At 53.7% G+C, this 19,715-nt stretch carries 20 protein-coding genes; 2 read left to right on the top strand and 18 right to left on the bottom strand.

All coding sequences use genetic code 11. The features are described 5' to 3' along the window. Positions 1-78 precede the first annotated feature (78 nt). From ACI0CA_RS07075 to ACI0CA_RS06990, 18 genes are all read right to left on the bottom strand, one after another. Positions 79-1,251 carry a SpoIIE family protein phosphatase gene (locus tag ACI0CA_RS07075; RefSeq protein ID WP_176820040.1) on the bottom strand — a complete coding sequence of 391 codons (1,173 nt, stop codon included), beginning with the start codon at positions 1,249-1,251 and terminating at the stop codon, positions 79-81. Further along, positions 1,244-2,917, bottom strand: a complete 1,674-nt coding sequence (locus tag ACI0CA_RS07070; protein ID WP_308448247.1) for a [Fe-Fe] hydrogenase large subunit C-terminal domain-containing protein — start codon at positions 2,915-2,917, stop codon at positions 1,244-1,246. The genes ACI0CA_RS07075 and ACI0CA_RS07070 overlap by 8 nt, the downstream gene beginning before the upstream one ends. A 22-nt stretch (positions 2,918-2,939) precedes the next feature. Then, entirely contained in the window at positions 2,940-3,326 is a 387-nt protein-coding gene (locus tag ACI0CA_RS07065; protein ID WP_308448246.1) for a thioesterase family protein, read from the bottom strand. A gap of 113 nt (positions 3,327-3,439) precedes the next feature. Further along, a complete protein-coding gene (locus tag ACI0CA_RS07060; protein WP_176820043.1) occupies positions 3,440-3,682 on the bottom strand; it encodes a (2Fe-2S) ferredoxin domain-containing protein in 243 nt (80 codons plus the stop codon). Between the two features lie 92 nt (positions 3,683-3,774). Further along, entirely contained in the window at positions 3,775-4,416 is a 642-nt protein-coding gene (locus tag ACI0CA_RS07055) for a redox-sensing transcriptional repressor Rex (RefSeq protein WP_316686154.1), read from the bottom strand. Positions 4,417-4,606: 190 nt separating this feature from the next. Next, complete coding sequence (locus ACI0CA_RS07050) at positions 4,607-5,560, bottom strand: LysR family transcriptional regulator (RefSeq protein ID WP_395506424.1); 954 nt, start codon at positions 5,558-5,560, stop codon at positions 4,607-4,609. A gap of 122 nt (positions 5,561-5,682) precedes the next feature. Beyond that, positions 5,683-5,937, bottom strand: coding sequence for a DivIVA domain-containing protein (locus ACI0CA_RS07045; RefSeq protein ID WP_308448244.1), 255 nt, complete (start codon positions 5,935-5,937; stop codon positions 5,683-5,685). Continuing rightward, positions 5,921-6,268 (bottom strand): hypothetical protein, encoded by a 348-nt coding sequence (locus tag ACI0CA_RS07040; protein WP_418525902.1) that lies wholly within the window; start codon positions 6,266-6,268, stop codon positions 5,921-5,923. Before ACI0CA_RS07040 ends, ACI0CA_RS07045 begins: the two co-directional genes overlap by 17 nt. A gap of 188 nt (positions 6,269-6,456) precedes the next feature. Then, entirely contained in the window at positions 6,457-8,133 is a 1,677-nt protein-coding gene (recN, locus tag ACI0CA_RS07035; protein ID WP_446806385.1) for a DNA repair protein RecN, read from the bottom strand. 1 nt (position 8,134) lies between these two features. Beyond that, entirely contained in the window at positions 8,135-8,590 is a 456-nt protein-coding gene (argR, locus tag ACI0CA_RS07030) for an arginine repressor (protein ID WP_176820049.1), read from the bottom strand. Positions 8,591-8,614: 24 nt separating this feature from the next. Beyond that, positions 8,615-9,463, bottom strand: a complete 849-nt coding sequence (locus ACI0CA_RS07025; RefSeq protein ID WP_308448241.1) for an NAD(+)/NADH kinase — start codon at positions 9,461-9,463, stop codon at positions 8,615-8,617. 5 nt (positions 9,464-9,468) lie between these two features. Further along, the gene (locus ACI0CA_RS07020; protein WP_308448240.1) at positions 9,469-10,278 is read right to left on the bottom strand and encodes a TlyA family RNA methyltransferase; all 810 of its coding nucleotides are present in this window, start codon (positions 10,276-10,278) and stop codon (positions 9,469-9,471) included. After that, entirely contained in the window at positions 10,275-12,167 is a 1,893-nt protein-coding gene (gene dxs, locus ACI0CA_RS07015) for a 1-deoxy-D-xylulose-5-phosphate synthase (RefSeq protein WP_308448239.1), read from the bottom strand. The genes ACI0CA_RS07020 and dxs overlap by 4 nt, the downstream gene beginning before the upstream one ends. A gap of 2 nt (positions 12,168-12,169) precedes the next feature. Beyond that, entirely contained in the window at positions 12,170-13,024 is an 855-nt protein-coding gene (folD, locus tag ACI0CA_RS07010; protein WP_418560389.1) for a bifunctional methylenetetrahydrofolate dehydrogenase/methenyltetrahydrofolate cyclohydrolase FolD, read from the bottom strand. Continuing rightward, the gene (gene lgt, locus ACI0CA_RS07005; RefSeq protein WP_308448237.1) at positions 13,008-14,111 is read right to left on the bottom strand and encodes a prolipoprotein diacylglyceryl transferase; all 1,104 of its coding nucleotides are present in this window, start codon (positions 14,109-14,111) and stop codon (positions 13,008-13,010) included. Before lgt ends, folD begins: the two co-directional genes overlap by 17 nt. Positions 14,112-14,129: 18 nt before the next feature. Then, entirely contained in the window at positions 14,130-15,416 is a 1,287-nt protein-coding gene (yfmH, locus tag ACI0CA_RS07000) for an EF-P 5-aminopentanol modification-associated protein YfmH (protein WP_446807068.1), read from the bottom strand. A gap of 8 nt (positions 15,417-15,424) precedes the next feature. After that, positions 15,425-16,690 carry an EF-P 5-aminopentanol modification-associated protein YfmF gene (gene yfmF / locus ACI0CA_RS06995; protein ID WP_308448235.1) on the bottom strand — a complete coding sequence of 422 codons (1,266 nt, stop codon included), beginning with the start codon at positions 16,688-16,690 and terminating at the stop codon, positions 15,425-15,427. A 642-nt stretch (positions 16,691-17,332) separates the two neighbouring features. Continuing rightward, a complete protein-coding gene (locus tag ACI0CA_RS06990) occupies positions 17,333-18,616 on the bottom strand; it encodes a glycoside hydrolase family 10 protein (RefSeq protein WP_412265015.1) in 1,284 nt (427 codons plus the stop codon). A gap of 87 nt (positions 18,617-18,703) precedes the next feature. Here ACI0CA_RS06990 and ACI0CA_RS06985 point away from each other — a divergent pair, with 87 nt between their 5' ends. Together ACI0CA_RS06985 and ACI0CA_RS06980 are read left to right on the top strand one after the other, a co-directional pair. Further along, positions 18,704-18,994: a DUF1294 domain-containing protein gene (locus ACI0CA_RS06985; RefSeq protein ID WP_316686135.1), complete on the top strand. Its 291-nt coding sequence runs from the start codon at positions 18,704-18,706 to the stop codon at positions 18,992-18,994. An 11-nt stretch (positions 18,995-19,005) separates the two neighbouring features. After that, on the top strand, positions 19,006-19,710 hold the full coding sequence (locus ACI0CA_RS06980; protein ID WP_412265016.1) for a YjjG family noncanonical pyrimidine nucleotidase: 705 nt from the start codon (positions 19,006-19,008) through the stop codon (positions 19,708-19,710). The last annotated feature ends 5 nt before the right edge of the window (positions 19,711-19,715 follow it).

Genomic DNA, 19,715 nt, shown 5'->3' with positions numbered 1-19,715 from the left:
GACAGAGACTTCCTTTTCTATATTTTCAAACCTTCCTTAGAGTGCCGAGACACTCTATACGCAGAAGCTTTTCTGCGCTTAGAAGTAAGATACCTTAACTTTTTTGCCCATCTTCTCGAGCGAGGTGCAGAGATTTTCGACCAACTGCATCTTAATGTTGAAGTTAATGGGCAGATTCGGGTTCTGGTGCGCCGGGTTTACCGCACGACCGACAAAGAAGTTGATATCGGTCGCTTCTTCAAACAGCATGCGGGCGATCATAGACGCGCCGTCGCGCTTATAGCCCCACTGGCTGTACTTGCGGTTTTCCTCAAGGTAATCCTTCGCGTACTCGACGACCTTGCTCATGGTGATGACGCCTTCGGTGACAAGGTCGAGTCCTTCGACCTTCGCCGTGGGCGGAATATCGGAATCGAGGTAATCGAGCTGTGCGATGATGGGCTTTTTGAGGTATTCCGCCGCAAGCGTAGACGTGGTACCGCCGCAGACAATCCGCTTGCCGGGTGCCGAGAAGAACGCCTCGTGCATTTTCGCGAGATCTTCGGGTTTAGACGGCGGTCCGATCATCAGGTTCACGCAGCAGCGCTCGCGCACTTTGACGCAGACCGCGGTGGTATCGTCGCCCGGCTGGCCGCCGTAGAGCTTGTTGCACTCATCGAGCAGCAGCGCATTGAGCGTTTTTGCCGTGAAGCTTTCGTCGTACATCATCTCCATATAGTCAATGATGTCCTTGCGCTCCCAGCCAAAATTCAGCGACATGCCGATGCCGGCATGAATGGCGCCGTCGCTGAACGCGATGAACGTGTCATCCTTCTGAATCGGGATGCGGGTCTTATAGATCGTTTTGCCGCCGATCTCGACGGCTTCGCGCGGGTATTCCCAGTTTTTGCCGTTGCGCAGCAGAACCACGAACGGGTTATCATACTGAATGATCTCCGCTTCTTCATTTTCTATGATTCGGATGATGGTGAACGTGGAATACGCCACGCCGCGCACCGCGCAGATGGGCAGTGTAGACGCAATGGTCTCCACGCAGTCTTCGACATGCAGCCCCTCCGCCATCATGGTAGAGATGATCTTTGCGGTCAGCGTGGAAAGAATGTTCGCCTTAACGCCGCTGCCCATGCCGTCTGCCAGCACAACCACCGTGGAATTTTCTCCCTGCGGAACGATGTCAACGTGATCGCCGCAAAGCTGTTCACCTTTTTTGTTGAGGCTCATCCAGCCAATATCTGTACAGAGATTATTCATCTTGCAGCGATTCCTTTAACTTGGTGAGCGCGATTTTCGTTTCTGCCGTGGTCTCGCCGAGCAGCGATGCGATCTCCTGTACGACGCGCATCTGCTTTTCGATCACACGGTTGGTGACTTCAATCGTCTGCTGCCCCATTTTTTCTTTTTTCAGGTGTTCGTTCATTTCATCCGTCACATCACGCATGATGCACATGATAATGTGATAGTTGCGGTCGTAGAGCACGGTCTGGTCGACATACTTGCCGTATTCCGCAAGGTACACACGCTCGTCGCGCACGCCGCGGCCGGACTGCATGACGTCGATGAAGACGCGCGGGTCCAGAATGCGGATGACCTGCTTGCCGAGCACCTCGGATGTATGCTTCACGTTCACGATCTTACGCGCGGCAGCGTTGATCTGCTGGATTTCCAGCGATTCGTTCAGCACCAAAATGCCGTTCGGCGTGTTGTTGATGATGGTATCGGAGAACGACTGCGCTTTGCCGAGCAGATACGGCAGGCACATGGAAATCTCCGCCTTGCCCTGATAAACAGCGATGGCCTTTTCGCGGCAGGTATTATAGCCGCAGGCACCGCAGTTCAATTCCTGCTCCGGGCGAGTCTTGCCCATCTTTTTGAGGATAGCCTCAATCTCGATGTTGCCCGGCATGAGGTGATACAGGCTGATATAATCAAAATCGTGCTTGAGCTCTTCGGAAGCCGGCTGCGGCACCACAAAGTCCTTTTTGCCGGCATACTTATTAACCGCGATAAAATCCTGCACAGGTTGACGCTGGCCCTGATCCATAGCCGGGCCGTTGATGCAGCTGCCGAAGCAGGCGCTCATCTCGACAAAGCAGTTCTCCATTTTACCGCTCTTGATGTCTTCAAGCGCGTTGATGCAGTTTTCCACGCCGTCGATCGCCATGTATGTATACTCGGGGTCATCGCACACCATGGTGCGCAGAATGCCTCCGGTCGTCGGGAACAGGCGCGCACGGCTTTCTTCCGTGTGATCCTCGCCTGCTTCCACGGTGATGCCTTCTTTTTCAAACCAGGCGGAAAGCTCCTCGAACGTGAGCACACAGTCCACATACGGGCTTTCGTCGGCCTCTGCCTTTTTGGAGATGCACGGCCCGATGAAAACGGTCTTCAGTTCCGGGTCTTCCTCCTTCAGCATCTTACAGTGCGCCTGCATCGGCGACAAAACATGTGCAAGGTACGGCAGAGCCTCCGGGTAATACTTCTGCACAAGCGTATTGACAGAGTGACAGCATGTGGAAATGATGACGCTCTGCCGACGCTCTTTAATGATCTTTTCGTATTCGGTCTTGACGACGGACGCACCTACGGCGGTCTCCTCTACACGGTCAAAGCCAAGCTTTTTGAGCGCCGCACGCATCGTTTCGATGGTAGCGCCCGGGTAATTTGCTACAAAGGATGGCGCAAGGCTGACTGCCACGGGACATTCACCCTTGACGAACATCTCCGCAATCGGTACGTCATTTCGGATTTCTTTTGCGTTCTGCGGACATACGACAAAGCACTGACCGCAGAGAATGCACTCGTCTTTTACGATATGCGCCTGACTGGACTGAAAACGAATGGACTTGACAGGGCAATGACGGATGCACTTATAACAGTTCTGACAGTTAGACTTTTTGAGCTTCAGGTAGTCTGGCATACCCTATTATCCTCTCTTTAACTTATCCTCTTTTAGCGTTCGCTTTCGCTACGAATTTTTCATCCTTGACGATGAATCTTTCATGGGTACCGCTGCCGATGGGGCCGACCTCGTCAAACGCCTTAACCGTGAACACCAAACGGCGGTTGTCCACTTCGGTAAGTTCGCACTCTGCCGTAACATGCATGCTAAGCGGCGTTGCGGACGTGTGCTGCACATTCATCAGCGTGCCCACAGTGCCCATGCCCGGCTCTAATTCCGGCGCAACGCACTTCCAAGCCGCCTCTTCCATCAGCGCGACCATAGCGGGCGTTGCAAAAACGTCCAGCGTGCCGCTTCCCATGGCTTTGGCTGTGTTCTTCTCTGTAACAACGGTCTCGGCTTTGCCTTTCATTCCGGCTGTCAACAACTTAATCACCCTTACTTCCTATTTTCTGCTGCGTTTTGCCGCACACAGCAGCTTACGCACGGAGAGCCGATGCAAAAAGGCTCTTGCACCGGCTAAATTTTTGTTTCTTATGCTTACTGAACCTTTGCGAGAATCTCTTTCTGGAAGAATTCCTCGGTGGTGTCGGGAGATACGGAATGCTTCTCGCCGTCTACGGTGACGTTGACGCCGTTTACGCAGTCACCCATGCAGAAAGTGCCACCGAGTTCTACCTTATCTTCGAGGTGGTTTTCCTTTACGAGCGCCTGAAGCTTTTCCACGACCTGGCGGGAACCTTTCAGATGACATGAGCTGCCGATGCAGATGATAACTTTCATTCTAATCAAACTCCGTTTCTTAGTTTTTGGTTTTTACTTATTTGTTTATCTAATGGCATAGAAAAGGGATCTTCCTTTTCTGCCAAGCTAACTTAGGTATTGGCGTCAAATTTCTCCTTGAGCTGCTTAGATAAGAGCGCAAGCGACGCGGCGAGGTTTTCGTTATGTACCAATATGCCCTCCGGCACATCGAGATGCACGGGCGCGAAATTCCAGATAGCCAGAATTCCGCTTTCAATGAGCAAGTTGCAGATGGCCTGCGCATTTTCTGCCGGGACCGCGATGATGCCGATGCGCACGCGCATGCGCTCACACAGATCCATCAGCTTATCCATTGTCAGAATGCGTTTGCCGCCGTAATCTTCCTCACATACCTCTTCATCGATATCGAACGCGGCCACAATGTTCATGCCGCAGTCTTTAAAGCCGCCATACGTCAAAAGCGCCTTGCCGAGCTTGCCCGCGCCGACGATGATGGCGTCATCAACATCATTGTAGCCTAAGAATTCCTCAAGCTCTGCGATGAGCGCCTCTGTGTTGTAACCAACCTTCGGCTTGCCGGCCGAACTGACCGCTGCAAGGTCTTTGCGCACAACGACATGGTTGAGGCGCAGCGCCTCTGCGATGGTCGTGGCGGAAATGTGTTCCGGCGTGTTTTCGCCGAGCTGCTTCATATAATTCAGGTAAAGCGGTAACCTGAGCAGCGTTTGTTTTGAAATGCTGCGATTCACCATGACGCAGCCAACCCCCATCCAAACAGAAAATCAAAATAAACCAAACATCTAATACTTTAACACAAGAAACGACCAAATGGAATACCCATTTTCAAATATCGATATAATTTCATCGATATGAAAGCAAAAAAGCCCCAACGACACGTTAAAAAACAGACAAACTAAATCAAATACAAACTTCGGCGGATTTCTACTCCGCATGCGGCGTGCCGAACTTTGCGCTCAATAAATCGCGCTCCTCATACAACTTTTCGATGAACTGTTTATCGACCGCCGTATATTTATATTCCTTTTTGGACGTCAAAATATCTCTATACACGCGGTGTTTGTTGCCGCGGCACGGTTTTAGCACAAGCTCATAGCGTTCAAGTTGTTCCACATCCGTCGGCGAGACCCACATATATGTGTGCGGCACCGTCGCCAAAAGGTCGAGCTGACTGCCGCGGCTGTAAACATACACGCGTTTGGTGACGTTTTCGTCCATCTCTGCCTTTTTGATGTCGGACATCGGCAGCGACGGCACGAACGGATCGCCGTGGCAAATTTCGATATAGCCGGAAAGGTCTTCTATATCCACAACATTCTTTTGCGAGAGCGGGTCGTTTTTGGAGATGAGAAGCTGATACTCGAATTCCCAGATGTTCTCCGACTTCATGCCCTTATCGCGCAGCATGTTCGTAAAAAAGCTCTCAAAGATCGTCTGATACCGCACGATGGCAAGGCCGTAGTTTTCCTGCACCACGTTGCGAATGGCACGCATAGCGTTCGTTTCTTTGAAACTAAACTCGATTTCCTTTGACATATCCGCCTCACGGACAAACTTGGAAAACGCATCCGCAATATAGCTGGCGCGCGGCACCGAGATGCTGAACTTCAGCTTATTATTCTTTTCGGGCTTATAAAGCGACTCCATTTCTTCGATCTGTGCCAGAATACTCTTGGCGTAGCCGAGAAACTCCTCTCCCTGCGGTGTGGGCACAATGCCCTTTGAGGTACGCTTAAAGATCTTGACGCCGAGCGTCTCCTCAAGCTCCTTAATCCCGCGGCTGAGGTTCGGCTGCCCCATAAAAAGGTTTTCGGCAGCCTTAGTGATGGATGCGGTCTTCTCTACTTCCACCGCATATTTCAGATGTGCGATGTTCATTGCGTTCTCCTACGGACATATTTGAAAGGGCATAACACTATTTCGATTATATTATAACATATCCCGCTCTCTTGTCAAATACTTGTGCACAAAAACAGCGTAAAATCCGAAAAAATCGGCGGCTAAACCGCATTTTCGTCCGAAAGCAGGGGTGCAATGCGCTTTTCGGCTTCGAGTACTGCGCGGGTAATCTGCTCCGTCATCTCGGCGCGTATGGTACACACCGCCGCAAGGGTATCGGCATCCGGAGTGTTTTGCCGTGCGGTAACAGCAACTAAAAGTTCGTCTAAGAACGCGTCCACCTCGGCGGCATCGTAGGTGTTGCCGCGCTTTACTGTAAAGCGAACAGCCTTTATATATTCAGGTGTCAGCTCCATTTTCGGCCTCCTCCCCCGGCTTTCTGCCGTACTTTGGCTGATATAGTTTTTTCGGCAGAACGCGCGAGAATGTATAGAAAAGCGCCGCGCCCCCTGCAAATATAGGCAACAGAACGGGCCAATCCTCCGCGACGAAACCCATATGCGGCAGGCAGAATGCGCTCACTTTGCCCTCTAAATATTCATACGGCACCTCGGCATAGACTTTAAAGTCCTCCGCCGTATGCCAAACGCGGGCTTCAGGGTCGTTTTCGGTCAGCGTCAGCAGCGATAGACCGCGTTCGGTTTGAATCGCCGCGCAGTCACCCGGGAAATAATCTTCGGCCGGCATATATGCGTAATATGCAAGCGAATTCACGGGATAACCTGTGCAGTCAGTTTGCTTTACAGCAAATGCGTTCTGTCCGAACAGAACCGGCGAAAGCAAAAGCAGAATGCAAATTGTCGTAAGTGTACCGACAAGTGATATAGCTTTACTTATTTTGATTGTAAAGCTATTTATCTTCACAGGATTAACATTCATGATTCATGCGGCCGACTGAGCATCTCCTCAGCCATTTTGAGTTTTAACGGCGTGATGTCATCGCCGCCGATAATACGGGCAATCTCGCGGACGCGCGCGTCTTTCGTCAGCGTGTGCACCGCCGTGTACGCTTTGTTGTTCTCCTGCTTTTTGACGATAAACAGGTGGTTATCCGCCATGGCGGCGATCTGCGCCAGGTGCGTGACGCAGATGACCTGCGCGTTTTTGGAGACGCAGCGCAGCTTGATACCAACCTTATTCGCCGCTTCGCCGCTGATGCCGGTGTCAATCTCATCGAAGATCTGCGTTTCGGCCGCGCCGGAATCCTCAGACAGCACGGTGTTGATGGCGAGCATAATACGCGAAAGCTCGCCGCCGGACGCAATTTTCGACATAGGCTTCGGATCCTCACCTGCGTTTGCGGAGACGAGGAACTGGATGCGGTCGCAGCCGAAGGCTGTCAACGGTGTGCGCTCCTGCTCCACGGTGAAAACAACGCCGGGCATGTTGAGCTCTGAAAGCTCCTGCCGCACACGGCGGGAAAAGCTCTCACACGCGGCGCGGCGCTTCGCGGATAGCTGCTTTGCAAGCGTCACCGCTTCTTTTTTCTTCTGCTCATACTGCTGCAAAAGTAATTCTTTTTTTTCATCGGAAAATTCGATGTCCGAAAGCTCCGCACGGGCACGGTCGAGGAACGAAAGCATTTCTTCCTCCGTTTCGCCGTATTTGAGGCTCAAGCGGTAGATAACTTCCAGACGGCTTTCAATCTCATCGAGCTCGTTTGCGTCGAACATGGCGTTATCGAGGTAATCGGAGATTTCCGCTGCGGCATCTGTCAGTGCGTATTCGGCGTCGCGGACATGCTCGGCGACGTTTGAAAGCGACGGTGCATAGCGCGCCGCCTGCTCGAGCGACTCTGCCGCAACGGATACGGCTGTGATGGCACCGCCATTGTCCTCATCGCCCTGCAAAAGCGTGACAGCTTCGCCCACACCGCGCACGATACGCTCACTGTTGCGGATCTCATCGCGGCGCTCGGTCAGCTCTGCCTGTTCGCCGACGCGCAGCTGTGCAGCTTCTAATTCTTCGATCTGATAGCGCAAAATATCCATGCGGCGGGACTTCTGCCCCTCGTCGGATTCGAGCGCATCGAGCTCGCCTTTGATGCGGCGCAGCGCCGTATACGCCGCGCGGTACTCCGCAAGCAGACCGTATGCGCCCGCAAAGCTGTCGATATACGTGCCGTGCACTTCCGGTGAAAGCAACTTGTAGCTTTCATGCTGGCCGAGAATATCGATGAGCGTGCCGCCGACGGCGCGCAGCATGGAAACGGTCGCCGGGATGTTATTGAGCTTGCAGGAGGAACGACCGTGCGGGCGAATCTCGCGGCGAATAAGCAAACTGCCATCGTCTTCAAGCGGAATATCCAGCTCACGCAAAACCTGCTGCGTCTGCGGAGAAACATCCGTAAAAAGTGCCGAAACACTCGCCTGCTCCGCACCTGTGCGCACAAGCTCCTTTGAGGTACGCTCACCGAGCACGGCGTAGATCGCGTCGATGATGATGGATTTGCCCGCGCCGGTCTCGCCGGTCAAAACGGTGAAGCCCGGTTCAAAATCGATAGACGCCTGCTCGATGACGGCGATATTCTGAATGTAAAGCTGCGTCAGCATATCAGACCCCGCCAATCAGCTTTCTGAGCTCGTTCTGCTTTTCCTCCGCAATCTCATCCGTTTTGCAGATGATGAGAATGGTGTCTTCACCGGCCAACGTGCCGATGAAATCCGGGAAATGCAGCGTATCCATAGAGGCGCAGACCGCCTGCGCCATGCCGGTCATGCACTTGACAACGATCATGTTGCCGGCCGCCTCCACGCTCATAACCGAATCGCCAAACAGCGAATAGAACTTGGAGGAAATGTCACGGGCATTGTCGCGCCCGGTGGAATATTTATACTTTCCGTTCGGGGAAAGACTCTTTACGAGCCGAAGCTCTTTGATATCGCGGGAAACGGTTGCCTGGGTCACGTCGAAGCCACAAGCGCGCAGATTGCGCAGGAGTTCCTCCTGCGTGTCGATATCCTGTGCTTTGATGAGCTCCAGAATTTTGGCGTGGCGTCTTGTTTTCATGCTTTCTGCCTTCCTTCCTGCCTTTTAATTTCTGCTTTGCATAAATTTGCTGTCTACAATATCGTAAAAATTGCGTTCGTCGGTCTGAATAAGCTCAGTGTAATCGGTCGAGCGGCTGACGGAAACCGTGTCCGTCTTATGAATGCGTATGGGTGCGCCACCGTCTATGGTGAGATACACCTCGCCGGAATAATCGCTGTCCGTGCTGACCGTGATGGTCTTATCTGCGCAGAACAGCGTGCTGCGGTTAAAGAGCGCATGCGGGCAGATGGGCGTGAAGATTACGCATTCCGATTCCGGGTCTACCACCGGGCCGCCCGCCGAGAGCGAGTATGCCGTGGAACCCGCCGGTGTAGCCAAAATGAGGCCGTCCGCGCGGAATTTATAAAGCTTGGAACCGTCGACGGAAAAGCCGAAATCGTAAATTCTGGACTGTGCACCGGAGACGACCGCGTCGTTTAAAGCGCGGTAGGTTGTATCCCCCTTCACGCTGTGTACGGTAACGGAAAGCATCATCAGGCGGCGCACACGGTAATCGCCCGTAAAGAGCGCCTTTAATTTGTGCAGCTCGTCCTTCTCCACACCTGCCAAAAAGCCCAGCCGCCCAAGGTTCACTCCAAGGATGGGCTTACCCGCAACGGACGCGTGCTTTGCCGTGTGGATGATGGTGCCGTCGCCGCCGACCGCAACGATAAGGTCGCAGCTTTCCGCCAGTGCGGCGTGATTTTTGCAGAACGTGACGTGTTCATACTGCCCGCGATGCTTTTCGTGCATGAGCGTTTCCGCGCCGTTTTCCTGCAAAACCGCCAGAATTTCCCGGGTGTATGTGTCCGCATCGCGTTTATCCAGATTTGGAATCACCGCAATTTTCATAAGCCTCAGTCCTTTTTGTCCAGCGCCGCGTGAGATGCTTCCACGATCTCATGCGGCGTGCTTTCTGCCGTATTCACCGGCGCGTCGCTTTTTTGGAGGAATACAAGATACTCGATGTTGCCCTCCGGTCCTTTGACCGGCGAGAACGTAAGTCCCAGTACGGAATATCCGTTTTCCACTGCGAAATCGCAGATCATCTGCACCACTTCCTCGTGCACGGCTTTGTCGCGCACAACGCCCTTTTTGCCCACTTTTTCCCTGCCGGCTTCAAACTGCGGCTTAATAAGGCACACGGCTTTGCCGCCGTCCTTTAAAAGCGGACGCACGGCGGGCAAAATAATTTTGAGCGAGATGAACGACACGTCTACGGAGAAGAAGTCAATCTCCTCCGGAATTTGCTCGCGTGTGAGATAGCGGGCGTTCGTACGCTCCAGATTCACCACGCGCGGGTCGGTGCGCAGCTGCCAGGCGAGCTGCCCGTAGCCGACGTCTACGCTGTATACTTTGGAGGCGCCGTTTTGCAGCATGCAGTCCGTAAAGCCGCCCGTAGATGCGCCGATGTCCATACATACGGTGTTTTCGAGCTTGATCGGAAACAGCTGCATAGCTTTTTCAAGCTTTAAGCCGCCGCGGCTGACGTAGCGCAGCGTGTTGCCGCGCACCTCTAAGACTGCGTCTTCGCGCACGGTGTCACCGGGCTTATCGAATTTCTGGTTATCCGCGTAAACACAGCCCGCCATGATGAGCGTGCGCGCTTTTTCGCGGCTGGGCGCAAGCCCTTTTTCATAAAGCAGGACGTCTATCCTTTTTTTCATATAGAAACTGCCTTTCCATCTTTCTTTTCTGCGATTTGCAGCGCCGTGTGTACGGCGTTCACCATGCCCTCTACGTCAAGACCGAGCTTATGCAGCGTGCGGAACATTGGCGCGTGCTTGATGAATCCGTTTTCAATAGCGTGCACTTCGTAGTGTCCTCTGAAATTGCGATCCAACAGCATGGCGCCGAATTCCTCCGCGATGCCGCCTTGGCGGACGCCCTCTTCAAAGAACAGCACCGTGGGACACCTTAAGACCGCTTCCACCGCTTTCGGATCGATCGGCACGATGCGATTGAGCTTCACGATGCGGCGCTTTATGCCCTCTTTTTCGAGCGTTTCCGCCGCTTCGCATGCAAACGAGAACATACGGCCGTAGGTCACAAGCGTGGCAGAAGCATCTTCCGTGCCGAACACATAAAACGGCTTGCCGGAAAGCGTATAGTTTTCCGGGCGATACAGCTCTTTGCCGCGCGGGTAGCGAATAGCATAAAGGTGGTTTTCTCCCTTAATACAGTCATCAAGATTGTCCGAAAGCTCATCGTAATACGTCGGCGCGTACACATGAATGTCCGGCACGGTGCGCAGGAACGCGGCATCGAACACACCTTGGTGCGTCTGGCCGTCTTCGCCGACCACGCCGGCTCTGTCCACGGCCAGAATAATTTTGAGATGCTGCAAGGCGCCGTCGTGGATGAGCTGGTCGTACGCGCGCTGTAAAAACGTGGAATATACCGCAAAAACCGGAATCATGCCGCCGCGCGCCAGACCGGCGCAGAACGTGACGGCGTGTTCCTCCGCAATGCCGACATCAAAGAAACGGCTGCGGTATTTTTCGCGGAAATCCGTCAGACCGGTGCCGGATTCCATCGCCGCCGTAACGGCGCACAGCTTCTCATTTACACCGGCTATCGTGCACATCGTCTCGCCGAACGCATGCGAAAAGCCCTTGGCAATGGCTTCGCCCGCGCCCTTTTCGCGGTCAAACGCCGCAAGGCCGTGGTAAACGCTCGGAGCGTTCTCCGCGTATTTATATCCGCGTCCTTTATAGGTGCGGATGTGGATAAGCACCGGCTTATCCATATCGCGCGCCATCGTCAAAACCGACGTCAAGGTGCGCAGGTCGTGTCCGTCGAACGGGCCGTAATAATTAAAGCCAAGATCCTGAAAGATCGTGGTGTTGAAAATATTCTTTTTGATTTGGTTTTTCACGCGGCGCACTTCGGCAGCCATGTGCTCGCCCACCTTCGGCACGCGGCACAGTGCGGCTTCGACGCTGTCTTTTGCGTTCAAATACCCCGGCTTTGCGCGCACATAGGAAAGGTAGCGCGCAATGGAGCCCACGTTGCGGGAAATGGACATGGCGTTGTCATTCAAAATGACGATCATATTGCGGTTGATGCGGCCCGCATTGTTGAGGCCCTCATACGCAAGGCCGCCGGTCAACGCGCCGTCGCCGATGACGGCGATGACATGGCCGGGGTCACCCGCAAGTGCCTTTGCAACGGAAAGGCCGAGCGCCGAAGAAATGGACGCGCTGCTGTGCCCCGTTGTAAACGGGTCGCAGTCGCTTTCTTCTCTCGACGGAAAGCCCGAAAGCCCGTCCTCGCGGCGCAGCGTGGAAAACGCTTCTTCTCTGCCGGTTAAAAGCTTGTGCGCGTAGGACTGGTGCCCCACGTCCCACACGATGCAATCCTCCGGCAAGGTGAACACACGGTGCAGCGCCACAGTGAGTTCCACCACGCCCAAATTGGAGGCAAGATGGCCGCCGTTGTCCGCCACCGTGCTGATGATCTCTTCCCTGATCTCATCGCAAAGCTCCGGCAGCTCGTTTGCCGCAAGCTTTTTTACATCGTTCGGGGCCTTGATTTTACTGAGCAATCTGCTCATACTTACACCAGTCCGTTCTGTATTTTTGCTGCCGTTACGGCGTTTTTCATCAGCATTGTGATGGTCATGGGACCTACGCCGCCGGGCACCGGCGTAAGGTAACCGGCGACCGCCTCGGCGCTTTCGTAATCAACATCGCCGCACAGCTTGCCGTTTTCATCGCGGTTCATGCCGACATCAATCACCACGGCACCGGGCTTTACCATATCGCCGGTGACAAATTTCGCCTTGCCGACCGCGACAACGAGAATATCCGCCGTTTTGCAGATCTCTTTCAAATTTTTCGTGTGACTGTGGCAGATCGTCACCGTGCCGTTTTCATGCAGAAGCAGCATAGCCATCGGCTTGCCGACGATGTTGCTGCGGCCGATGACGACGCAGTTTTTGCCGTCGATCGGGACGCCGGTAGAGCGGATGAGCTCGATGATGCCCGCGGGCGTACACGGCAAAAACGCGAAATCGCCGATCATGATGCGGCCGACATTTTCGGCGTGGAACGCGTCCACGTCCTTTTTCGGATCGATATGCTCCACGATGAGTGCTTCGTTCAAGTGCTTCGGCAGCGGAGACTGCACCAATATGCCGTTGATCTTCGGGTCTGCGTTCAGCTTTTCGATAAGCGCCAAAAGCTCCTCCTGCGTGGTGTTTTCCGGCAGGACGTGTTCCTCGGAGTAAATGCCGGTCTCGGCGCAGGCCTTGCCTTTGTTACGCACATAGATTTTAGACGCGGGGTCTTCGCCGACAAGCACGACCGCCATGCCGGTCTGAACGCCCTGCTTTTTTAAAGCGGCAACTTCTTCGGCAATTTCGCCGCGTACCTTTGCCGCAACGGCCTTGCCGTCAATTCTCACTGCCATCGTTCTTCTCCTCGCTTTCCCCTTCTGCCGTTTCATTCGCTTCTTCGGCTTCATCAGACGGCTCTTCGGAAGTGTTCGCATCCGCATTTCCTTCCGTTTTTTCATTTTCCGCCTCGGCAGTTTTCTTTACGCCGGTGCCGACCGTCATGTGCTCCTGTGCTTCTTCGGCGCTCATGCCGGAGAAAATGGTGCTTTCGGCAGTGTCGTCAATCTCGACCTTCTCCGCCTTGTCTTCAACTGTCAGGCCGGCAGCTTCCATCGCCTTGCGGCTGCCGCAGCCCGTAAGCTTATGGCAGTTGCGGAACACGATGAGCAAAACAACAGCGACGAGTGCAGAAGCCGCAGCAAGCACCTGCGAAACGCGCAGATCGATACCCGGCAACAGCAGACTGTCTGTGCGCAGACCTTCAATGAAGAAGCGCGTCACGCCGTACCAGATGATGTATAATAAGAACGTCTGGCCGTCATACCGGCGCAGGTGGCGCGTGAATAGATGCAGTAAAACAAAGCCTAAAAGGCACAAAATCGATTCGTAAAGGAAGCACGGGTGCACATTGCCTACCACTTCTGCGGCGGTACGGTCACTGTACATGCCCCACGGCAGGTCGGTCGCGCAGCCGAAAGCTTCTTGGTTCACAAAGTTACCCCAGCGACCGACACCCTGACCGATGAGATAGCCAAGAGACGCGACATCCAGCACGGCGAACAGGTTCATCTTGCGGATCTTCGCGACGATGCCGCCGCACAGCAGGCCGCCGATAATGCCGCCGTAAATGCCGAGGCCGCCCTCTTTGATGTTGAAAATCTCCATCGGGTTCGTGATGTACTTGTCGCCCGGGTAGAAGATGACGTAGTAAAGACGCGCGCCGATGATGCCGCCAAGCAAGCCGGCGATGATGGCATCGAGCAGGTGGTCTTTATTGATATTCATTTTTTTGCAGGAGGAAAAACCGTACAGCACCGCCAGCAGGAAACCGATGCCGATGATGATGCCATACCAGTAAATGGTGAAATTACCGACCTGAAACGCGATGGGATTGACCTCCACCGAAATTCCGAGATTCGGGAACTGAACTTGATGCGTCATGACTGTATATCCTTTCGATTAAGCTTCGTCCAACGGACGAATGATGGAAGCCGCCGTTTTGTCCATATCAAACAGCGTCTGAATGCGCGCGTTCACGTCTTCCGCGGTGATCTCGGAGAAGCACTCAATGTAGCGGAACAGCTCGCGGTCGTTAAAGTGCATGGTCATCACGGCGTTCGCGATGACATCCGGGCTATTGAGGCCGGAAACATTCGCGCCGTAAAGGGATTTCGCGCTGCGGCGCACGTCTTCCTCCTTGACACCTTCGCGCTTTAAACGTGCCATTTCCTCACGGATGGCATCACACACGGCCTCCGGGTTGCCGGATTCGCCGCCGAACAGCAGCGCACCGTAGCCCGTGCCCTCAAAATACTCGTAGCTGAAGGAAGCTTCGTTCACAAGGCCCGCATCTAAGAGCTTGCGGAACATCGGCGAACTGTCGGACGCCATAATGTCGAGCAGCACCTCGGTGACGGCAAGGTCTTTTTCCGTGCGGTGCGCACCGGTTACGGCCTCTTTCACGCCGAACTGGAACATAGGGCACGCCACAGGCAGCTTTTCTTCGACGAGCGGCTGCACGATGGTATCGGGCTCCTCTTCAAAAACGCGTTCCACCTCAACGGGCTCGCTCTTTTTCAGCATTTTGTCGCACAGCGCGAGGACTTCCTCCTCCGTACAGTTGCCGCAGACGCACAGTGCCATGTTGTTGAGGTTATAGAACGTGTTGTAGCAGCGGTAAAGGTACTCCGGGGTGATTTCCGCAATGCTCTCCACCGTGCCCGCAATGTCGTCCTTGATCGGGTGCGTGTGGTACATGGCGCGCAGCAGGCTGAACATCATGCGCCACTGCGGATCATCGTCATACATTTTGATTTCCTGGCCGATGATGCCGAGCTCTTTTTCAACGGTCTGCTTTGTAAAATACGGGGACTGCACGAAGTCGAGCAAAATCTCCAGCGCCTGCTCTGCGTTTTCCGTGCAGGAGAACAGGTAGCGCGTCGTCTCAAACGACGTATACGCGTTTGCGGAAGCGCCGATCTCGGCATAGCGGCCGAATGCGTCGCCGTCTTCGCTTTCAAAAAGCTTGTGCTCCAAAAAATGCGCGATGCCCGCGGGTGTCGTCTCTGCCTTATCCTCGTCGCTGCGTTTAAAGACCTTATCGATGGAGCCGTAGCGCGTGCCAAACACCGCATACGTACTGCGCATTTCCGCTTTCGGGTATATAAACACGGTCAGGCCGCTTGCGTGTTTGACGCAGCGGTAGCCGTCCCGAAGAAGTTTACTTTCCACAAGGGTATTCTTCATTTCTGCGCTCATTTTGCCGCTCCTTTCAGCTTATAGACCGTATCGAGCGTGACGCGCTCGGCGGCGCTGACGATCTCGTCCTTCGTGATGTTCATGATACACTCCGCATATTCCTCCGGCGTGTGGAGCTTGCCCTGCAGCATGCCGCTGAGATACCATGTCTCCATGGATGCCGCGGAATCTGCCACGGCGTTGTAGCTGTTGCACATGGCGAGCTTTGCAAAGAGAATCTCATCGTCCGTGATATTGCCCTTTTTCATATCGTTGAGCTCTTTTAAAATCGCTTCTTCCGTGCGGTCGAGGTCTTTCGTTTCCACGCCGCTCTGCACGAGCATGACGTTCTTCGGCGTATCGTGGCGCGCGGCGCAGTAGTAGCAAAGGCTCTGCTTTTCGCGCACGTTCATAAAGAGCTTGCTGCTCGGTGTGCCGCCGAGCACAACGGACATCAGCTTTGCCGCAAGGCGCTCTTCCGGCGTGGTGCCGATGGCAAAGCCCATGACGAGCTTAGACTGCACAACGGGCATTTCTTCCGTCACACGCTTTACGTCTCCCGATGCTGTGTGGCGCTTTGTTTCAATGGACACCGCGTCGCGCATGCCGAGGCGCTTTACAAGCTGCTGCGCAAAGCGGTCGTCCGCACCGTCGCCGATCGTGAACTGGCAGATCTGCGCGTGCTTTACGGCATACTCCCACGCCGCTTTCACGCCCTCGCGGGTCGCGTTCAAGATCGCCTCGCGCGTACCGATGCGCGGCACACCTGCGGGTTCGCCCGCAAACATGGTCTGCACACAGCGCTGCATGGCATACGTCGCCTTATCGTTATATTCCGCGTCAAGCGTCTCCAAAAGCTGGCGCTGTTCCTGCAAAAAACCGTCCTCCGGGAACAGACCGTTTTCATCGCACAGCGGCGTGAACAGAATGCTCTCCAGCATTTCGGAAAGCGCCTGCTGCACATCTTCGCCGCCGAACGCATACGGGTTCGCAATGCCGGCTGCGGCAAGCGTTAAAATCTGGTTATCGCCCACACGCGTTACACCCGGCTGCACCGAAGCGCCGTACAGCTCCGCAAGGCGCTTGCCGAACTGCGTGTAATCGGGGTATTCGCGCGTCGCACGGGAGATTATATTCGGGACGAGTGCATATAAAGCCGCATTTTCCGGCGTGGTAAGCGGCAGCACAAGGTGTGCGGAAACGCGTGCCGTTTTAAACTGCGGCGTGCTGCTCCAGAACGCCTGCAAGCCGCAGTCCTTCTGTTCAAAAAAATGATTATTCATCTCTGAAATTTTCCTTCCTGAAATAGTTTAAAACCGAATTTTCAAAAGGTATAGTTGCATAAATATGCTTTCGTATTCGTATTATAGCACAGCTTTTTTCAATTTTAAAGCCAAAGACGGCTTTTTCACAAAAAATTCAGTTTACGCGCGCACAAAAAACCGGGCGCAACACTTTTCGATGCACCCGGCTGAAGCTGCGGTCTCCTCGACCGTATTCAAATTGATCTCGATGTCCGTGAATTCTTCCCCCGAAGTATAATATACCCGCTTCGTAATGATGAGGCGTTCTCCTTTTGAAATCCACCTCAACCGAGGTACATTTTTTCAAACGCCTCTATGCTGTCAAACACATTCGGTTTGAGCCCCGCTTTTTCGTATTCCTTTGCATATAAGCTGAGTGCGCCGTCAAACTGCGCCGCAGCCGCCGAGTATAAAGGTTACACAGGCTTTATAGCCGTCCTCGTTCCGCATTAAAACAAACAGGTCGGACGTTTTCGAATATCGCCCCGTGCGACAGGCGCAAAATGCGGGACGGACACATTCTGCACCGCTTTTCATACATCAGCCGCAGCTTCAGTATATCAAAAGTGATGGCAAGGCGCAATATTTTCTCTTAATCTGTGGAATATTTTATATAATTTGTCAATTCTGTTGTGCTTCTTTAAACCTTTCCAGCTCCGGCACGGCGTTCGCCATTTCGGCTTTGGCGTTTTCGCCTGTCAGGTGGTCTACGGCGTACAGCACCACGCCGTCTGCACCCGCTTCCTTTGCGCGGTCGATCTGCTTTGCGAGCATGTCGGTCGTGTTGAGCCATGTGCCGTTGTCCGCATCCGTGCCCGCCTTATACACCGCAAGCCCGATATACAGTTTGATGCTTGGCAGGCGCTTTAATGCGCACCAATTTTGGAGCGCCGTTTCAAACGGCAGCGCTTCATTTTCAAAGCTGTAATAAAGCTGCGGGCAAACGTAATCGATATACCCCGCCTGCGCACACCACGTGTACACGTCAGCATTGATCATCTCGTTGTTTTCTAAATTGCCCTGCGGCGAAATGCCGAACTGCACATTTTCATTCGCTTCCTTCACACGGCTGTACACGGCGGCGATGAGCGCGTTCACATTCGCGGTGCGCCACTCGTGCAGCGTGAGCGGCTCTTCCGTTTCTTTTACATACGCCGTGTACTGCTCGGCGTCGATGCTTTCGTCGTCCGTGGGGTAAAAATAGTCGTCAAAATGAATGCCGTCCACGTCGTATTTTTCGGCGATCTCCGCTGCGCCGTCCGCAATGCGGTTGCGGATATACGCGCTTGCGGGGTTATAATAAATGCCGCTGTTGTACGCCATAAAATATTCCGGGTGATTTACATAATTTTGCATATAAAATCCATTTTCGTCAAGCTCCGGCGGAATTGTCGTGCTCGCAATGCGCAGCGGGTTGATCCACGCGTGAAACTGTATATTCTGCTCGTGCGCGGCGTTTACCATGTATTCCATTGGGTCATAGCCGGGGTCTTTCCCCTGCATATCGGTCAAAAGGTGCGACCACGACTCGTACTCCGAGGGATACAGGCTGTCCGCAAACGGCCGTACATGCACAAACACCGCATTTGCGCCGACGCTTTTCGCAGCCGCAAGCTTGGCATCAAAATTCTCCTTGAACGTTTCTTCGGTCTTCTCCGTCACATCGAGCGCCATATACGGAATCCACACGCCGACAAGCGGTTCTTCTGCTTTTGCGGTCGTTTCTGCGGCGTTGCTATCCTCATGCTCCGGCGCAGTGCTTGAGAATACGACTTCAACGGAGTTTTCCGCCGCACGCGGCTCTGCGTTTTTCTCCCGTCCCGCCGCGCTTTTCATCGCCAGAAATACGGCCGCAACCAAAATTAAAACCGCGATGACATAATGATACTTTTTAATTACGATCATACGCTTTTTCCTTTCTCTCTGCGTTCCCTTGACCGCCAAACGGATTTGCGGTAAGATAATCATAAGTATGAGACAAGCGAGGAAAATATGATGGATTTTAAACTGGAACCCGTGCAGTTCACACTGCTGACCTATTATTGTATCATCAATATCACAGCCGCAGTCCTGACCGTTACCGATAAGCGCCGCGCACAGAAAAAGCAGTGGCGTGTCCCGGAGCGCACGCTCCTTTTGCTCGGTGCGGCAGGCGGCGCACTCGGCGAATTTATCGCCATGCTGTGTATCCGCCACAAAACAAAGCACCTGAAATTTGTGATCTCCATGCCCGTTTTCATCGTACTGCACATCGTCCTTTTCTATCGGATTTTTTTGCTTTGAGGGAGACTTTAATGAACACAAAATATAGAAATCTGCTGTTTGATGCCGATCAGACGCTCATCGATTTTGAAAAGGACATGCCGCTCGCATTTCAATATATGTACGAGCAATCGGGGCTTGCAAAGCAAAAGCCATACAGCGCAGAGATTCTGCGCCTTTATAACGACTGCAACGAAAGCTGGTGGCGGCGTTTTGAGCAAAAGCTCTGCACCAAAGCGGAGCTGTACCGCAACCGTTTCGTCGATTTCTTCGAGGTCGCGGGGCTCACACCGGTCAGCATCGATTTTTTGCAAGACCTATATGTCTCCGGCATAGCGAAAACCGGCACGCCGCTGCCGGGCGCTTTAGATATGCTGCGTGCGCTTTCAGAGCGTTACGACCTCTACATCACCACAAACGGAAATCCGATCTCGCAGCCCGGACGCCTCAAGAATTCCGGCGTCACGGCCTTTATGAAGGGCTGCTTTATTTCCGATAAGATTGGCGCGGCAAAGCCGGATAAAAAATATATTGATTATGTCCTTGCGCACATACCGGGCGCGAGCACCGAAAACTGTCTCGTCATCGGCGATTCGCTTTCGGCAGACATCAAAGGCGCGCAGAACGCCGGTTTAGACAGCTTATGGTATAACCCTAATCGCAAAGCAAACACCCTTCCCATACCGCCCAACTTTGAAGCCGCAAGCTACGAAGATATCGTAAGAATTTTGCTGTAAGGAGC

It is taken from the genome of Hominenteromicrobium mulieris (assembly GCF_046197855.1).
Classification (GTDB): domain Bacteria; phylum Bacillota; class Clostridia; order Oscillospirales; family Acutalibacteraceae; genus Hominenteromicrobium; species Hominenteromicrobium mulieris.
The sequence above is the reverse complement of the archived record's forward strand: the minus strand, read 5'-3'. Positions and strand labels throughout refer to the sequence as shown.

Coding starts and splice junctions, on each gene's coding strand:
- ACI0CA_RS06985 (WP_316686135.1), top strand. CDS start 18,704: ATGATGGATTTTAAACTGGAACCCGTGCAGTTCACACTGCTGACCTAT.
- ACI0CA_RS07025 (WP_308448241.1), bottom strand. CDS start 9,463: ATGAAAATTGCGGTGATTCCAAATCTGGATAAACGCGATGCGGACACA.
- ACI0CA_RS07070 (WP_308448247.1), bottom strand. CDS start 2,917: ATGCCAGACTACCTGAAGCTCAAAAAGTCTAACTGTCAGAACTGTTAT.
- dxs (WP_308448239.1), bottom strand. CDS start 12,167: ATGAGCAGATTGCTCAGTAAAATCAAGGCCCCGAACGATGTAAAAAAG.
- argR (WP_176820049.1), bottom strand. CDS start 8,590: ATGAAAACAAGACGCCACGCCAAAATTCTGGAGCTCATCAAAGCACAG.
- ACI0CA_RS06980 (WP_412265016.1), top strand. CDS start 19,006: ATGAACACAAAATATAGAAATCTGCTGTTTGATGCCGATCAGACGCTC.
- ACI0CA_RS07060 (WP_176820043.1), bottom strand. CDS start 3,682: ATGAAAGTTATCATCTGCATCGGCAGCTCATGTCATCTGAAAGGTTCC.
- ACI0CA_RS07045 (WP_308448244.1), bottom strand. CDS start 5,937: ATGGAGCTGACACCTGAATATATAAAGGCTGTTCGCTTTACAGTAAAG.
- ACI0CA_RS07050 (WP_395506424.1), bottom strand. CDS start 5,560: ATGAACATCGCACATCTGAAATATGCGGTGGAAGTAGAGAAGACCGCA.
- ACI0CA_RS07020 (WP_308448240.1), bottom strand. CDS start 10,278: ATGAAAAAAAGGATAGACGTCCTGCTTTATGAAAAAGGGCTTGCGCCC.
- yfmH (WP_446807068.1), bottom strand. CDS start 15,416: ATGAAGAATACCCTTGTGGAAAGTAAACTTCTTCGGGACGGCTACCGC.
- ACI0CA_RS07055 (WP_316686154.1), bottom strand. CDS start 4,416: ATGGTGAATCGCAGCATTTCAAAACAAACGCTGCTCAGGTTACCGCTT.
- recN (WP_446806385.1), bottom strand. CDS start 8,133: ATGCTGACGCAGCTTTACATTCAGAATATCGCCGTCATCGAGCAGGCG.
- ACI0CA_RS07075 (WP_176820040.1), bottom strand. CDS start 1,251: ATGAATAATCTCTGTACAGATATTGGCTGGATGAGCCTCAACAAAAAA.
- yfmF (WP_308448235.1), bottom strand. CDS start 16,690: ATGAATAATCATTTTTTTGAACAGAAGGACTGCGGCTTGCAGGCGTTC.
- lgt (WP_308448237.1), bottom strand. CDS start 14,111: ATGACGCATCAAGTTCAGTTCCCGAATCTCGGAATTTCGGTGGAGGTC.
- ACI0CA_RS07040 (WP_418525902.1), bottom strand. CDS start 6,268: ATGCCGGCCGAAGATTATTTCCCGGGTGACTGCGCGGCGATTCAAACC.
- ACI0CA_RS06990 (WP_412265015.1), bottom strand. CDS start 18,616: ATGATCGTAATTAAAAAGTATCATTATGTCATCGCGGTTTTAATTTTG.
- folD (WP_418560389.1), bottom strand. CDS start 13,024: ATGGCAGTGAGAATTGACGGCAAGGCCGTTGCGGCAAAGGTACGCGGC.